Source organism: Bradyrhizobium ingae, from assembly GCF_055791185.1.
In genome coordinates this window covers 1-16,846 of record NZ_JBVUBB010000005.1, presented here as the reverse complement: position 1 = coordinate 16,846, position 16,846 = coordinate 1, and the positions used below count along the sequence as shown (strand labels likewise).

Genomic DNA, 16,846 nt, shown 5'->3' with positions numbered 1-16,846 from the left:
TCGCTGCATGAAATCCTTTCGTAACATCCGCGTCATTCCCGTCGTCCTGGTCGCGGTCGCTGCCCTCGCCACGCTGAAGGTCGCGGGCCTCGTGATCAATGGCGGCTATGTGTTCGACTATCAGCCGAGCACGACCAAGAAATCCTGGGCCCAGGAGAACCTCAACTTCCCGACCGGCCGCGAAGACCCCGACATCACCGGCTCGACGCATGGCGCACCGAAGGAGGCTTCCAAGGAAGATGCGCCGAAACCGGCCGCGCCCGAGACCAAGCCGGAGGGCCAGGTGATCAAGCCGGAAGAATCCCGTGACCAGACTTCGCCCGCCGAGCGCGCGATCCTGGAGCGCCTGCAGAACCGCCGCCAGGAGCTCGAGGCGCGCCAGCGCGAGATCGACATTCGCGAGAGCCTGCTCAAGTCGGCCGAGAAGCGCATCGAGTCCAAGGTCGAGGAGATGAAGGCGGTGGAATCCCGCATCTCCACCACCGCGGCCGAGCAGAAGGCGGCCGAAGCTCAGCGCCTCAAGGGCATCGTCACCATGTATGAGAGCATGAAGCCCAAGGACGCCGCACGGGTGTTCAATCGCCTGGAGATGGACGTGCTGATCGAGATCGCGACGCAGATCGCGCCGCGCAAAATGTCCGACATTATGGGGGTGATGCAGCCCGAGGTCGCCGAGCGGCTGACGGTCGAGATGGCGCGCCGCGCCGGTGGCGGTGGAGACCGCTCTGCGGACACAGCCGATCTGCCCAAGATCGAGGGGCGCCCGACGCAGAAGCCGAATTGACATCGGGCTTCCCGCTCCACCGCGATGGGGCTGGGGGCTGAGGTTCGCGGTGGAGCGGAGCCGACGAGCCTCAATACTCAAGCGAAGCGTCCGGCGAGGACAATCTGCGTCTGTGATTCGGGCGCGTTGGCGGCCAATCCGAGGCGTTGTTGGTTCGCGGATGACCACTTGCCCAGCACATTGCTTCCCGCCGCGATGCGCTCTTTGCAGTGCAGCATCAGTCGGTGTGAGAATGCATTAAGACGCCATTAGCTTCTGCGGATCATGCTTCCCAGCATGAGAGTTGCAATGGCCGCACTTGTTGCTCTCCTCGCGCTTCATTACGTGGATGAGCAATTATTCGGCGCCCGGTATACCCGAGGCGCAAGCGCGATGCTGTCTCAGATCATGAGGTCATTCGGCTAAGGCGGCGCGTTCAGACCCGCTGACTAGTTCGCGATCCGCTGGTGCAGCCTGCGACCTCCAATCCTGGCAGTCGTCGCGTCGAACCACTTCTCGGCGGGAAGCGGCGTCCCGCATCGTTGCTTGATCAGCTCCGCCCTCGTGACTCGTGTCACCAGATGCAGAGTGCTGTGGCAACAAGAGCACTCGTAGACTTTCAGGGCAAATCCTCTGGCGACCGGAACGAGCGCTATGAGTGCTCTTGCCCTGCTGCAGATGATGCAATTGGCTTCCCCGCGCATCGATCGAGCCCCCGCCTGATCAATCGAAATCGGATCGTCACAACCTTATCTCATTCTGAGTCGCTCATCGGTAGCAACCTCTCAACGGTTGCGTGAGGGTACTCGCCAAACCTCACCGAGCAGATCGTTTTCGCTCGTGAAGTGAGTGACGAAGAGTCTGCTTCGCGTTGCAGATGCAGCGAGATGACGCTTCACGTTCTGAACGTGCGATGAGTTGACGCGCAGGAAATGTGAGATGGACGACAGTTGCGCAGGGCAGACCGGGACTAGCGTGAGACCATTCGCTAATCAACGGCGCGGAGGGAGCGATGAACTACTGCTCATCCATAGCGGAGCGCGCAATTGAAGCCATCAATCGCCTGCTGATCGTGGCGATGACGTCCGCCTGGACGTCGACCTTGAATCATCAGCATGCATTGCCGTCCTCCGAGGAAGACGACAACGACGGTGACGCTTGTTCCCGTCAGCGGAGCTCCGCAGCCTCGGATTGGATCGGCACGCGACACTGATGCAGCCTCGCGGCATAAAAGCAGGTCGCGATCAGCCCGCGACGTTGGGAGGCGTTGAACGATCCTGATGCGGCGCCCCGGTCTGGTTGGCTCAGCGATTTCCGATCCGGGCGCGCCAACGGGCTTCGAAAGTGTCGTAATCCACCGCCCACGCTTGCGAGTTTAATGGATTGGTTGAGCTGCTTGCCGCCACCGCGCTTGCTACGTTCGCATCCAGATCGCGCCGTGCCGAAGTCTGCTTCGGCCACTCCAGCTCCGATTTAGCGAGCATAGGCTTACCCTCGTACCAGCACTTCCGTCCGTCGATGATACGATAGGACCACCAGCGCCCCTGCGTCGTCGAAAGTCTCGCGCTGCTGCATTGTTGCTTCGCCACGGCATCGGGTATGCCGGTTGGCAAAAGCCAGGCCGCGCACGCGGCAAGGAGGATCGATCGGAGCCGGGTCCTCATTCTGCAAACGAGCCGTTTCGCTGCTGTAATCGACTTACAGCAACGACGAGATCGGGACGTTCGAGAATTTCGATCAGTCTATCGAGAACACGCTCGGTGCTCTGAGGTCGAGGTTGCAAGTATTCTTCGAGAATTGATTGCGCTTCGCTGATCGCATGAATTGCCAATTGTTGATCGGTCATTATGTCTTACCCATCCACAAATTCGCTCTTGATCAGAGATGGGAAAGATCAAGTCAGTTTTGGGGAATATTCACGTTTTCCTCAGCCCAGCGATCAAATTTTGTTTCGGCTGGAACCCGAGCCGCAGTAGCCTTCTGGTCGAAATTCTTCAGACCAGCAACTCGTGGTGAAAGGCGGACTGGACGCTTGGCTCGTGAACGGAGACCGGATTGGGCGAGTCAGCGAAATCCCGCCCAAGCACAAACGGTTCAACCGCCTGGACTGCAGGAGCCGCCGGGTGTGCGGTGTTTGCAGCCTGATCGACCGATGAATGGACCAGTGGCAGTTCCGCGGGCGCAATGGCGTCCGAGCCCTTGGCTCCGGTAACGTCGTGCTTGAAGCGAAAGGCCTCTTCAGCGCCGAGCACTGTGAAAGAATGTAAGTCCGGGGGCGATGGGGCGGGATCGGACAATTCGGAATGATCCGCGGCGGACTGAATGGCCGCGATACCGAGCTCGCTTCTTGCGCCAAAGACCAGATCGGCCGCGAACGAAAAAACAAAATGGTCGCTGTTGGCGAGATTGCTGGCACTAGGTCCGCTGATCGTCTCAGGCGTCGGGTCAGCCTGGCCGATGTCGTCCCCGCTGGTGCCGGTTGTCGTCGGGCTGCTGGAACTGCTGGCGACCACGACGGCGGCTTGGCTGACCTCGTTCGTTGAATCTGGACTGGCTACCGGATGAAGCGTCTGGCTGGCCTCGCTTCCGCCCATTGTGTCGTCTTGTTTCGATGTCCCCTCGGTTGGCGGCGGATCCGTTTGCGCTGCCGTGGCCGGGCCGCCGAGGTCGTGGAAGCCTGCGCCGTGGATGGTGATCGTCACAACCTGCGGAGTGCCGTCGATCGTGGTCACGGTGAAGGTATCGGTCAGCGTGTCGCACGCTCTCAGCGCCTGGACCGCGCAGTTGTCCTCGTCGAGCGCATAGGTCCAGACGCCCGCGGCCGTCATCGTGAAGGTGCCGTAGCCGTGCGTGCTCCACTTTGGCGCGCAAACCGCCGTGAACATGTTGGAAGGATTATCGACATCGGTGTCGGTGAGTGTGCCGGTGGCCGTCGGTGGCTCCGGCGTCTTGCAGACGGGCTCGGTCACCGAGCCCGTCTTGGTACCGCAGATGATGGCGGGATCGTTGGCGCCCTGGATGGTGATCGTCACCACCTGCGGCGTGCCGTCGATCGTGGTCACCGTGAAGGTGTCGGTGAGCTTGTCGCAGACATTGAGCGCCTGCACCGTGCTGTTGCTGTTGTCTAGCGTGTAGGTCCAGACGCCCGATGCCGTCATCGTGTACGTGCCGTAGCCACCCGCGCTGGCCTTGGGTAGGCACACCGCGGTGAACGTGTTGGATGGATTGTCGACATCCCAGTCGGTCAGCGTACCGGTCGCAGTCGGCACTCCCGGCTTGCAGCCGGCCGCCTCGATCACGCATCCGGTTGTCTTGCCGCAGATGATGGCGGGGTCGTTGGCGCCATGGATGGTGACCGTCACCACCTGGGGCGTGCCGTCGATCGTGGTCACCGTGAACTTGTCGGTCAACGTATCGCCGACATTGAGCGCCTGCACCGCGCACTTGCTGTTGTCGAGCGTGTAGGTCCAGACGCCCGATGCCGTCATCGTGAAGGTGCCGTAGTCGCCCGCTTCGGGCGAGCTGATCGGCGCGAAGGTGTTGGGCGTATTATCGACGTCGGTGTCGGTCAGCGTGCCTGTCGCGGTTGGAATTCCCGGCTTGCAGCCGGCCGCCTCGGTCACGGATCCGGTCGTGTCCCCGGAGACGATCGCGGCATCATTGGCGCCGTGGATGGTGATCGTCACCACCTGCGGCGTACCGTCGATGGTCGTCACGGTGAATGTGTCAGTCAGGGTGTCGCCGACATTGAGCGCCTGCACCTTGCTGTTGGCGTTGTCGACCGTGTAGGTCCAGACGCCCGATGCCGTCATCGTGAACGTGCCGTAGCCGCCCGTGCTGGACTTTGGCGAACTCACGGCCGTGAAGGTGTTGGGCGTATTGTCGACGTCCTTGTCGGTCAGCGTGCCGGTCGTGCTCGTTGGGCCGGGCGTCGTGTTGGCAACGCCGCCCGCTTCGACCGACGAACCGGTCGTGACGCCGGAAATGATCGCGGCGTCGTTGACGCCATCGATGCTGATTGTGAAGGTCTGGGCGGTGGAGAGGTTGCCGTCCGACACCGTGATGACGAAATCGTCCGTTGTGGGCGCCGTCAGCGCGTTGATCGCGTCACTGTTCGGTATGAAGGTATAGGCGCCGCTGGCGCTGTTCACATAAAGCGTGCCATAGGCGCTGCCTTTCGACACGTCGTACGTCACTCCACCCAGGACCGTATCGCCGCTGGTGCCGCCGCTGATGCCGAAAACCAGTGGCGCGCCGCTGCTGCTGCTGGCGCTGAACGTGCCGCTGGTTGCAGTGAAGGTGTCAAACACCACCGTATCGAGCTCGACAGGTCCCGACTGAATGTTGAACGTCGGCGGCGGATGGACGAGAGGAATGTCGGGAACGACGACGGTGCTGGGCAGCACGATGGGAAGCGAATGTAGCTGCGCGGGGCCATCAGACTCTATGAAATTGATCGGCTCCAGTGGCAGTGTCTCCGGAAAGGGAGTGGTGCCGGAGCCTTTTGGCCCGGCCTCCCCCGAGAGATTGGCCCACACATCATGTTCCGCCGCCTGGAGCTCCTCCATGCGAGCCGCAGTGTTGATGACCTGGTTGACGCTGACTGAAGACCCGACCTTGTTGAGTACGACCGTCTCGCCGGGATCCTCGACGATGATGTGCCGAGGGATCGCCTCCTTGGTCACGAGCTCGAACGCGCCGTGCACGAGGTCCTTGTAGGTGATGCTGTCATTGTCCAGGAACGTGATGTTCGCGTCTGCGGCCTCGGCACCCCTCAACATCGAGAGCATCAATGCTCCGAGCGTCAGCACTCCGAACCCGCCCATATGGAACCGGCCGCGGATGCTCCCGACAGGTGTGTCGAGCGTCAAGGCACCGCTCTGAGCCGACCGGCCGGCAACGAAAGCAAACTTGCCCCTGGATATCGTGAACAGGGCCGATGGCGTGGTGCCGTCGAGATCGTAGACGAACTCGCTGAGCTCCATGCGAGCGTCGCTGGAGAGCTGGAAAATGGTGTCGTCAATGAAGCGGATGCCGATCTGCCCGTCGGCGCCGGTCTCGATCACGTCACCGGGGTAGAGTGAATCGCCAACCATGACTTCGGTGGCGACACCGCTCACACGCCTGAGAATGCCGCAGCCGATCGCGGTGCGAACGGTGCCGATCATCTTCGAAGGCGGGACCATGGAGGTCACGTCTCCGGCCTCAACGCCGTACGCAACTAACATAGTCTCCGACCTCGCCAGCCGACGAACTCAGGCTCAGCGCAGTGCTTTTTCTTTCGCTCTGGTCTGCCCTCGCCACGTGGTCAATAAATCATGGCGCCGGCAGCCCGAGGCTTGCCCGCTGAATCCCGATCGAGATGACCCAAGTCGATTCAAGAAAGAGACGCGTCAGCGCGAGACCGCCGTGAACCGCTTTCGTCTCGCTGATAATCCGGCCCCTTCCATCGAAGCGATCTGCTTTTCCAAATAAGAGGTAGTGCAATTTCGCGGCATTCCGGATCTGCAAGACAAAAATAGGACGATGGGGTGGATTTAACAACAATTAAATTATAGTATCCTCTGCCCTACCTTCGAATTCGGAAAAATCGGAGGAGGGCTTGGAGGCGAAGATCTTCTCGACGAAAGGGGAGGTCATGCGTGCACATTCGCTATTTGGATTGGTGGCCGCTTTCGTTCTGACGCTCGCCGGCTTTTTGCCCGATGCCGCGCGTGCCCAAGTTGATTCCGCCAAGCCCGTTCTTCAGAACTTTTCATCGAAGCCGATTGGGAAGGTCGTAACAGCCACGGGCTCCGTCACGATCGAGCATGCGAATGCGGTCGTTGTTCAGGCCAACCTGCCCGCCCAAGCCGATCAGGCGAAAGTCGGCGATCTCGTCTATCTCGCGGACGTGGTGCGGACGGGAGCTGACGGTCGGGTTGGCATCAACTTTACCGATGGCAGCTCCTTCAATCTGTCGAGCAACGCGCACATGACCCTGGACGAGTACGTCTACGATCCAAACGGAAAGTCCAATTCGACCTTCTTCAGCCTCGCCAAGGGGACCTTCACCTTCGTCGCCGGCAAAGTCGCCAAAACCGGTGACATGAAGATCGACACGCCGGTCGCCACGATGGGCATCCGAGGCACCACGCCCCATGTCGAGATCTCCGACAACGGGTCGGCGAAATTCTCGACCCTCATCGAGGAGGGCAAGAGCAAGACGACAAAGAAATCCGGTGCATCCACCGGGCCATCCGAGCAGAAGGCCGAGCGCAAGCTCAACTTGAATATTTGCCGACGGTGCTAGAAGCCACGGATGGAAATTTCCCTATCCGCGATCGGGAATCCCGATATGAAGCCGAGTGCGATAGGAATTATCACCGGTGGCATGGCGTCCGGTCTCATTCTGCTATTGCTCGAGCTGCCGGCGACGGCGCAGGCGCCGAAGGAGCAGGGGGACTATCTCAAGACGATCGAGCTGTGCAACGGCGTCGCTCAGACACCGCGCGAAGCGCGAATTGATGGTTGCACCGCGTTCATCGACGCGCACGGAGGTGCGACGAAGGCCCTGGCCATTGCCTATAACAATCGTGGCAGTGCTTATGCCGAAGCGGGGGACTATGACCGCGCCATCCACGATTTCAATCAGTCGATCGAGCTCAATCCGGCCTACACCAAGGCCTTCAACAATCGCGGCGTGGCCCAACTGAGGAAAGGCGAATACGACCTCGCGATCGGGTCTCTGGATGAGGCCATCAAGCTCAATCCCAACTACGGCGAGGCCTTCGCGAACCGTGCGGAGGCCAACCTGCGAAAGAACGCGTACGATCGTGCGGTGCAGGATTTCGATGACGCCATCCGTGTGCGGCCGGAGATGACGGGCGCCTGGAGCGGACGCTGTTGGGCGCGAACCATGCTGGGCGCCCTGCAGGCCGCGCTCGAAGACTGCAACAAGGCGCTTCAATCGGGATCGAGCAATGCCGCAACCTACGACTCGCGTGCACTGCTCCAGTTGAAGATGGGCCAACTCGCCGCGGCCATCGATGACTATAGTGCGGCGCTGCGGCTCGAGCCGAAGCTGGCGAGTGCGCTCTATGGTCGCGGGCTTGCTAGACTCAAGCAAGGCGACAAGGCAGGGGGTGATGCTGATCTCTCGGCCGCAACGACGATTCAGCCTGGAATCGCAGACGATTTCGCGCACTATGGCCTTCCGTAGATGCTCGGGTCTGCATGCACGAACATCGAGTGCGAATATCGAGGTATTAAAATCCTGTATTCAGGCAAGGTCGATGGTGCTTAGATTTCACCTGCGTGACGACGTGACAGGCGCAGGCTTACGGACTACGCCTGCCACTTTGGAGTAGGCATTCCCTTAAGGCCCGCCTCCAGCTCTTTAGATTTTCCGTTCTTCCCAACACTCGGGAGGCGGGCTCTTATTTTCAGCAGGCCGTGGGTCGCGACTGGTGACCCCACCATACGGAAGTCATCGTCCGGTTCTGTTCAAGAGACATTGCTGTGGGCCGCACCGCTGGCCAGGAAGTCCGTTGCCAAGCCACGTTGCACAGTCCGATAGGATGGCACCGTAGCGGTGCTCTCCTCGTCGTGATGTTTTGTCTCGCACACGCCGTGCTGGGAGCGCATGAAGCAAGAGCCCAGTGTTCAGCGCGAGACGTCCTGCAAAGTCAGCTCCGGCTCAAGAGCGCTCCCATATCTGGCGTGCCGCGTATTCCAATTCGCGCCGCCGCTGACGTCCAGGTATGGAGGGCGATCGCGATTGGTACATTCGTAGATAGACTCAGCCTCATGGGCGCCCTCGATGCGGTCGGGTGTAGCGTTGGAAATCTGGCAGGAGACGTGCTCGCCAGTCCTGCCTTTTTCCTCAGCGTCACGAAAACGAACGCGGATCTCTTCGCAGTCTCTGCAGCCGAGCTCGGTTTCAAGGCGGACACGGCGTCGCTGGGAGATATCTATGCCCGTGCTCAGCAGCTCGGTTTTGCGCTCGCGGCAGCAGAGGTGGCACCACAACTGAGGCTGCAATATTTTGATCAGCCGGTTGGCGAATTTCTCATCATTGGAATGGAGCCGATCACCACGAGGATGGGCGAGCCGGTCATTCTGACAGTGGCCAATGGTGGGGCAGGACTGATTCTCATCGGCCAGGACGGCAGGGCCGACGCACAAATATCCGTACGCTCCCGCTTTCTGTTCGTGCGGCCGTCAGGAGCAGAGACCGCGGCATTCCTCCCGCCCTAAGAATACTGGCTGCGGAGAGGACTGCTTCGTTCGCGGCAACCGAGGTGAAGGGTGGACTTCACTGGGCCTGGTCCTTCACGGACCGCCCGGTTGCCGGCGGATGTCTTCGAGCAGGCTGCGCATCGCCTCGATCTCCTTGCCGAAGCCTGCCCAATCGCCGGATTTCAACTTCTCCATGGCCTGACCGTAATGAGCGAGCGCCTCTTGTGCGCGCGCTGCCGCGGCCCCATCGCCGGGCGATTCCGTGCTCGCACCCGGCGCTGCCTTTGCCCCCCCGCTGTTCACGAACAGCGCCGACAAAGCATCTTCAAGCGTTTCCTTCATGACGACGTGCTCGCCATAGGCGGCAATCACCCGTTTCAGCTCCGGCAAATGCCCTTGCTCGGCCCGCAGATACAGCGGCGAGACATAGAGGATCGAGTTCTCGATCGGAATCACGAGCAGGTTTCCCCTGATCACCCGCGATCCCATCTGGTTCCACAGCGATATCTGCTGGGAGATTTCCGTATTCTGATGAATGCGCGCCTCGATCTGGAACGGTCCGTAGACGAGCTTCTCCTTGGGAAATTCGTACACGATCAGCTTGCCATAGCCGGGCTCGTCGCAGCGCGCAGCAAGCCACGCGATCATGTTGTCGCGCCGGCTCGGCACCATCGGGATCATCAGAAAGAACTCGGCCTGGGCTTCGCCGGGCAACCGCATGATGATGTAGTAGGGCGCCATCGCGGTCGTGCCGTCCATTGAAGAGACGCCGTCGCCGGCCGGCTGGCGCGGGAATTGCCAGAGGTCCTCGCGGTTGTAGAAAACATCGGCAGATTCCATGTGATAGGTCTGGAAAAGCCGAGCCTGGATCAGGAAGAGGTCCTCGGGATAGCGAATGTGCCTTTGCAGATCGGGAGGCATTGTCGCGAACGGCTTGAAGAGGGCCGGGAAGATTCGACGATAGGTCGCAGCGATCGCATCGGCCTGGTCCATCAGATAGAAGTCGACAGTGCCGTTATAGGCATCGATGACCACCTTCACCGAATTTCTGATGTAGTTGAGACTATTGAGGCTGGACGCGCGCTGCGCATAGGGAAAATATTCGCTGGTCGTGTAGGCGTCCTGTATCCAGAACAGCCGGCCTTCGCTGACGACGAGATAGGGGTCGCGATCCAGAGTGAGGAACGGGGCAATCGCGTCGACCCGCTCCCGAATGTTGCGCCGGATCATGATCCGGCTGCCGTCGCTGATGTAATCTGAAAGAAACAGGTTCACGTCGTTGAAATAGTGGGCGAAGATCAGTCGCCGTACCATGCTCGACAGCGGCACGCCGCCGGCCCCGTCATAGGCCGCGTAGACGTTGTCCTTTCCCTTGGGATAGTCGAATTCCGGCACGGTCGCCTTGACGATGACGTAGTCCTCGGTCTGCTGCCCGTAATAGATGCGCGGCTCGCGAATGTCGGGACCTCCCTGCGCAACCGGAGGAACATCGTGCAGGTAGAGGAGCGGAAGCCCTTCGCCGCTCTTCTGCGTGACCGGACTCATGACGGCGCCATTGCCATGGGTGAACAGGATGTGGCGGTTGACCCAGGTCTGCGCGTTGGGCGGCAGAAGCTCGGAATTCAGCTCGCGCGCCGAGAGCATCACGCTCTGATAGGTGCCGCCGAGCCAGTAGCGATCGACATCGAGATTGCGCAGCTTGTAGTAGGTGCGGATCTCCTGCAACTGCGCGTAGGTATCGGCCAGGGGCTGCCAATCCCACAGCCTTATGTTCTCGATCGTGGCCTTGTTGGCCTCGAGCGTGCTGAAGGTAAGGGTCTGCTCCGCGGGAAACGGCTTCGGTGAGATCCGGTTGAGATTGTAGGCCTCGCGGGTCAGCGTGATGTTGCGTTCGATGTAGGGACGCTCCCAGTCAAGCTCGTTTGGCCTGACGTAGAAGCGCTGAAAGGCTGCGGGGATGATGCCCGATAGCAGGAAAGCGGCGCCGAACAGCAACGCAATCGCGGCGGTGGGAAGGCGATAGGTGCGGACCCACAGGTTCGCCCAGGCCGCCAAGGCGGCGACGACCGACAGCGCGATCAGGATCCATAGGACCGGCAATTCGACGTTGACGTCGGTATAGCCTGCGCCGACCACCACGCCGTTGTCGCCGAACAGCAGGTGGTAACGGTCGAGGCCGTAGGACCACGCCTTGAGGCCGAAGAAAAAGCCGAGCAGAGCCGAACCGTGGGAGATTGCCGCCGGCGACATGCGCTGGGCTCTGTCCTCGATGTCGCCATGCACCCAATAGACAAATCCAGCGAGCAGTGCGCTCATGACGAGCGTCAGCATTGCCCAGTTCTTGACTGCGACCAACGCGGGCAGGGAGAAGAGGTAGAAACCGATATCCTTGCCATAGAGGGGATCATTGCTGCCGTATGGCACCTGATAGATGAACCGGAGCAGCGTGCTCCAGTTGCCGACTTCGCCCCAGGCGACAAGCAAGGCCAAGAGGCCGCTGCTGGCGGCAATCACGCCGCGCCACGGCAGTCGTTCGCGCAGGAATTCGAGCGGATCAGGCTGAGCCGCGGCAGCCCCAAATGTTGGGACAAAGGCCGCAGGCAACCTGGGTCGCCGCCCGGCAAGACCAAGCGCAATTCGCGCGTTCACCCACAAGACGGTGGCCGTCATTGCGAACACGGCGAGGAAGCCGGCGGTTTTGGCGCCGATCGTGGTCCAGAACACTTGCGTGTAGCCGACCGAGGCGAACCACATCCAGTCGACCAGGATGTCGCTCACGAGAGCGAGCAGGATCAGGCCAATGACGGTGGCGATGGCCGCGACAATGAGCCCTGCCGCAGCACTGCGCCGCGGCGCCTTCTGGCCGGGTCCGGCGATCCCGATCGTCATGTCCGTATTATAGCAGAACGGCAGCCGGGGCGGCGCTTCGTGGGCGGGCGACCGATGCCGCGAACCGCCCGCGGGCCGGAGGCTGTTTTCCGGAACAGTGGTGCGGCGCAGCGCGGGCAGGTCAAATCAATCCGACAGCATTAACAAGTCCTTAATTGGCGAAACCTTACAGTCGATGGCACGGGCCGGCCCCATTGCCGGCATGGATCGTCGGACCGGATGAAATGCCGCCATTGGCGCGACAGGCTGCCGCTGGGTTTTGGTCGCGAGCCCGCGCCTTGGTACTGACCTCGGCGCTGGGCGCGCGCCGCTATGCCGGTTGCGTTCCCACGCTGGCCATCTGCCTGCTGATCGGACTGGTATCGTCCGCGCGCGCCGAACCGGTGCGGGGTGAGGCGACGTTTTCGGCCGGCGGCGGCTTTGCCCGCCTCGTCATCAAGCTCGGCGAGGACGTTGCCTCCGAGGTGACGACCGCCGGCTCGATCCTGATCATCCGCTTCGAGCGCCCGGTCGATGTACCGGTCGACCGCATCCCGGAAGGTGCACCCGACTACGTCAACTCCGCACGGCGGGATCCCGACGGCGGGGCGATCCGGCTGTCGCTGGCGCGCCGCGTCACGGTCAGCACCATGAATGCCGGCGAGCGAACGTTCATCGACCTCTTGCCTGAGGGCTGGAAGGGCCCCTCGCCGAGCCTGCCTTTGGACGTCGTGAAGGAACTCGCCGACCGTGCGCGCGCCGCCGAGCGGGCGCTACGTGCCCAACGCGCGGCTGCCGAGACCAAGAAGCGCCCGCCGATCCGCGTTCGCGCCTCGGTGCAGCCGACCTTCGTGCGTTTCGTCTTCGAGATGCCCGATGGCGTCGCCGTCTCTTCGGTGCTCAACGAGCAGAAGCTGACGCTCGCCTTCAACGCCAACCTCAACTTCGATCTCGCCGACGCGGTCGTGGCAGCCCCGCCGAACGTCGCCTCGATCAAGCAGAAGGCCGACATCGACCAGACCAATGTCGAGATCGCGCTGATCGGCGAGGCCGACGTGCACTCCTTCCGTGACGACAAGAACTATGTCGTCGATGTCGCCTTCCAGCCGGACAAGAACAAGGCTGCGTCGACGGCCGAGCAGGTCCTGGCGCCAGCAAAGCCGGCCGCGGCGCAGGGACCGCACGCGGCGGCCGAAAAGAAGGAGATGCCGCGCGAGGCCACGCCACCGACTTCCGAGACCATCGCGCGGGAGGCCCGGATCGAGGTGAAGCCTGAGGCCGCGAGCGCACCGCCAGCTTCCGAAGCGCCGACGCCCGCGCCGGTGCAGGCCGCACCCGAGTCCGTCGCTGCCGACGCTGCGCATCCGGCCGAGGCGCCGAAACCTGCGCCGCCGGCGGCAGAGGTCGCAGCGCCCGCTGTTGCCATGCCAAAACCGGTGGCCGTCGAAGCGCCGAAGGAGCCGATGAAGGAGGCCGCGAAGGAGCCGGTCAAGGACGCGCCGAAGGATATGGCGAAAGCCGCACCAGTCGAGGCGCCGGCTCCGGCCGTCGCGCAGGACGCTGCGCCGAGCGTCGATGCCCGCCGCGACAGCGACGGCCTGCGCGTGCTGTTCCCGCTCTCGGTCGCAACCCCCGCCGCCGCATTCCGCCGCGGCGACACCGTCTGGCTGCTGTTCGATACGCAGAAAGCCATCGACGTCGAGCCGATCCGCGCCAAGGGCGGCGCGATGATCGGCGAGGTCAGCCGCACGCCGCTCGACAAGGGCCAGGCCATCCGCATCCGCCTCAACCGGCCGCTGGTCTACTCACTGTCGACCGAGGAGAACGGCAAGGAGACCAATTGGCTCCTGACGCTCGCCGACAAGATCCAGGCAACGCCGCTGCCGCTGATGATGATGCGCAACATCACCGACCCAGCGCTCGCCAATATCGCCATCCCCTTCACCAATCCGGGCATGCTGCACAAGCTGACTGATCCCGACGCCGGCGACACGCTCTACGTCGTCACCGCGCCGCGGCCGGTCCGCGGCTTCATCAAGCGGCAGGACCTGGTCGATCTCTCGCTGCTCGAATCCGCCCACGGCATCGCCATTCGTCCGAACTCCGACGAGGTCGGCGTCGAGGTCGGCTCCGACAAGGTGATCCTGGGCAAGAAGGGCGGGCTGACGCTGTCGCCGGTCGACGTCTCCGCCGAGCGTGCGCCGACCGCGGTGCGGCCGGTCTTCAACATCGAGGAATGGCGCAAGGGACAGTCCGAGCTGTTCATGAACCGGCAGAGCGCGCTGGTTGGCGCGATCGCGGCGGTCGAGCCGGCGCAGCGCTCCATCCCGCGGCTCGACCTCGCGCACTTCTACATGTCGCGCGGCATGTATCACGAGGCCAAGGCAATGACCGACGTCATGCTGGCCGATCCCCTCAACAAGGAGGAATCTTCGGCGCTGATCATGCATGCGATATCGAGCATCCTGATCGGGCGGCCGGGGCAGGGGTTGAAGGATCTCGCCAATCCCGTGATCGGAAACAGCCACGATTCGCAGCTTTGGAAGGCGCTGGCCTACGCACGGCAAGGGAAGTGGGCCGATGCGCGTGAGAAATTCAAGAATGTCGAGTTCGCCATCGCCTCGCTGCCGCTCGACGTCCAGCGCATCGTGACGATGGATGCGATGCGGGCCTCGCTCGAGGTGAAGGACTATGCCGGCGCTTCCAAGCGGCGCAGCGAGCTCGAGGTCGTCGGCGTGCCGCCGGACATGGCGCCGTCCTTCGCGGTGCTGCGCGGCCGGCTCGCCGAAGCGCTCGGTCACGACAAGGACGCGCTCGACGACTACAAGTTCGCGGTCGGCTCGGACGATCGGCCAGCCGCCGCCGAGGCCAAGCAGCTCGAGGTCGCGCTGCGGCAGAAGCGCGGCGAGATCACCAAGGAGGACGCGCTGCGGGAGCTCGAGACGCTCGCGATGACCTGGCGCGGCGATGCCGTCGAGGTGAAGACGCTCCAAATGCTGGCGCGGATGTATGCCGACATGGGCCGCTACCGGGATGCGCTCGCCGCGGCGCGCACCGCGACCAAGCTGCAGCCGAATGCGGACGCCTCGCGCCAGGCGCAGGACCTTGCGCAGGAGCTGTTCGCGCAGATCTTCCTGAGCTCCAAGGGCGACGATCTTCCGCCGATCGAGGCGCTCGGAATGTTTTACGAGTTCCGCGAACTGACGCCGATCGGCCGTCGCGGCGACGAGCTGATCCGCAAGCTTGCCGATCGGCTGGCGTCGATCGACCTGCTGGACCAGGCCGCCGAGCTCCTGCAATACCAGGTCGACCATCGCCTGGAAGGCGCGGCGCGCGCGCAGGTCGCTGCCCGCCTTGCCATGGTCTATCTCGCCAACCGCAAGCCCGACATGGCCATTTCGGCGCTGCGCGCGAGCCGCATCAGCGATCTCTCCGGTGAATTGCGCCAGCAGCGCCTGCTGCTGGAGGCGCGCGCGCAGAGCGATGTCGGCCGGCACGATCTCGCGCTCGACATCGTGTCCAACGTCGCGGGCCGCGAGGCCGTTCGCCTGCGCTCCGACATCTTCTGGGCGGCGCGGCGATGGCGTGAATCCGCCGAGCAGATCGAACTCTACTACGGCGAGCGTTTTCGCGATTTCAAGCCGCTCAACGCGGTCGAGAAGAGCGACGTGATCCGCGCCGCCGTCGGTTACGCGCTCGCCGACGACGCGATCGGGCTGTCGCGCTTCCGCGAGAAATACGCGCCCTTGATGAGCGAGAGCTCCGATCGGCTTGCCTTCGACGTTGCGAGCAAGCCGGCGGCGGCCTCCAGCGCCGAATTCGCCGACATCGCGAAGCTCGCTGCCAGCGTCGACACGCTCGACGGCTTCCTGCGCGAGATGAAGCAACGCTTCCCCGACGCCACCGCCCGCGGGCCCATGCCGCCGCAGGCCAAGGACGAGACCGATCACACCGGCTCGCTGCCCGCGATCCCGCCCGTGAGGCAGATCAAGATCACGCGCTAGCTCTTCTGCTATGCTTTCGGCCTCTCGACAGCCGCCTGCCAAGGCGGCAATTTGAGATCCAAGGGGCGGGTCCAGTCATGCGCCGATACCGGGAGAAGCGTGGACATGAGCAAGCCGGTCAAGACCGAAGCCGAACTGATCGCCATGGCGAAAGCCGAATTGAAGGTCCATGCCGATTGTTCGGACGGCATGAAGATCATCGTTCTCCGCGATGGCAATAGCTGGGAGTTCCGCGACGAATCCGACCAGTCCACCATCGACAAGCCCGGCTACCCCGAATGCGTCGCCATGCTCGTGCAGATCGGCGATCACCTCAGCAAGCAGTATGACGTGAAGGGGTAGGGGACTCGCCATCGCGAGTGTCCCCCTTCCGCGCGAAGCGCGGCCCGCGACCTCGCCTCCCACTCCGTCATTGCGAGCGCAGCGAAGCAATCCAGAATCTTTCCGCGGGTGACAGTCTGGATTGCTTCGTCGCTTCGCTCCTCGCAGTGACGGGCGAAGGAGTGCGCCCCTTGCGGGAGCTATCCCCCGTAACTCTGCACCAGACTTCCCGCGACCAGCGACCAGCCGTCCACCAGTACGAAGAAGATCAGCTTGAACGGCAGCGACACCACGGCCGGCGGCAGCATCATCATGCCCATCGACATCAGAACGGAGGCGACGACCAAGTCGATGATCAGGAAGGGCAGGAACAGGAGGAAGCCGATCTCGAAGGCGCGCTTCAGCTCCGAGATCATGAACGAGGGGATCAGGATGCGGAGTGCGAGCTCGTCGGGGGTTGCCGGCGGCGGCTCGCCGGAGAGGTCCATGAAGAGTTTCAGATCCTTCTCGCGCACGTTCTTCTGCATGAAGCCGCGCAGGGGAACCGAGGCGCGTTGCAGCGCATCCTCGACGCCGATCTGGTTCTGTCTCTTATACACATCTGACGCTGCCGACAAAAAGGGGGGGGGGGGGGGGGGGGGGGGGGGGGGGGGGGGGGGGGGGGGGGGGG

At 62.7% G+C, this 16,846-nt stretch carries 9 protein-coding genes and 1 pseudogene; 6 read left to right on the top strand and 4 right to left on the bottom strand.

Annotation, left to right across the window (positions count from 1 at the left end; translation table 11 throughout):
• Window positions 1-7: 7 nt before the first annotated feature.
• The gene (locus ACV1FX_RS09215; RefSeq protein WP_473117236.1) at window positions 8-784 is read left to right on the top strand and encodes a MotE family protein; all 777 of its coding nucleotides are present in this window, start codon (window positions 8-10) and stop codon (window positions 782-784) included.
• A 1,639-nt stretch (window positions 785-2,423) separates the two neighbouring features.
• On the opposite strand, the gene ACV1FX_RS09210 is transcribed toward ACV1FX_RS09215, so the two are convergent.
• Complete coding sequence (locus ACV1FX_RS09210) at window positions 2,424-2,609, bottom strand: hypothetical protein (protein ID WP_473117235.1); 186 nt, start codon at window positions 2,607-2,609, stop codon at window positions 2,424-2,426.
• A gap of 148 nt (window positions 2,610-2,757) precedes the next feature.
• On the bottom strand, window positions 2,758-5,949 hold the full coding sequence (locus tag ACV1FX_RS09205) for a VCBS domain-containing protein (RefSeq protein WP_473117234.1): 3,192 nt from the start codon (window positions 5,947-5,949) through the stop codon (window positions 2,758-2,760).
• 452 nt (window positions 5,950-6,401) lie between these two features.
• Here ACV1FX_RS09205 and ACV1FX_RS09200 point away from each other — a divergent pair, with 452 nt between their 5' ends.
• The 3 genes from ACV1FX_RS09200 (at window position 6,402) to ACV1FX_RS09190 (ending at window position 9,001) form a co-directional block, all read left to right on the top strand.
• Entirely contained in the window at window positions 6,402-7,055 is a 654-nt protein-coding gene (locus ACV1FX_RS09200) for a FecR family protein (protein ID WP_473117233.1), read from the top strand.
• Window positions 7,056-7,064: 9 nt separating this feature from the next.
• A complete protein-coding gene (locus tag ACV1FX_RS09195; RefSeq protein ID WP_473117232.1) occupies window positions 7,065-7,964 on the top strand; it encodes a tetratricopeptide repeat protein in 900 nt (299 codons plus the stop codon).
• A gap of 587 nt (window positions 7,965-8,551) precedes the next feature.
• Window positions 8,552-9,001, top strand: coding sequence for a hypothetical protein (locus ACV1FX_RS09190; RefSeq protein WP_473117231.1), 450 nt, complete (start codon window positions 8,552-8,554; stop codon window positions 8,999-9,001).
• 75 nt (window positions 9,002-9,076) lie between these two features.
• Here ACV1FX_RS09190 and ACV1FX_RS09185 read toward each other — a convergent pair whose 3' ends face one another.
• Window positions 9,077-11,872 (bottom strand): UPF0182 family membrane protein, encoded by a 2,796-nt coding sequence (locus ACV1FX_RS09185; RefSeq protein ID WP_473117230.1) that lies wholly within the window; start codon window positions 11,870-11,872, stop codon window positions 9,077-9,079.
• Window positions 11,873-12,096: 224 nt separating this feature from the next.
• On the opposite strand from ACV1FX_RS09185, the gene ACV1FX_RS09180 reads away from it, so the two are divergent.
• Complete coding sequence (locus ACV1FX_RS09180; RefSeq protein WP_473117229.1) at window positions 12,097-15,855, top strand: tetratricopeptide repeat protein; 3,759 nt, start codon at window positions 12,097-12,099, stop codon at window positions 15,853-15,855.
• Between the two features lie 105 nt (window positions 15,856-15,960).
• Window positions 15,961-16,197 (top strand): hypothetical protein, encoded by a 237-nt coding sequence (locus ACV1FX_RS09175; RefSeq protein WP_473117228.1) that lies wholly within the window; start codon window positions 15,961-15,963, stop codon window positions 16,195-16,197.
• A gap of 179 nt (window positions 16,198-16,376) precedes the next feature.
• On the opposite strand, the pseudogene ACV1FX_RS09170 reads toward ACV1FX_RS09175, so the two are convergent.
• Window positions 16,377-16,760, bottom strand: a pseudogene (locus tag ACV1FX_RS09170) (flagellar type III secretion system pore protein FliP); the annotation flags it as partial.
• Window positions 16,761-16,846: the final 86 nt, after the last annotated feature.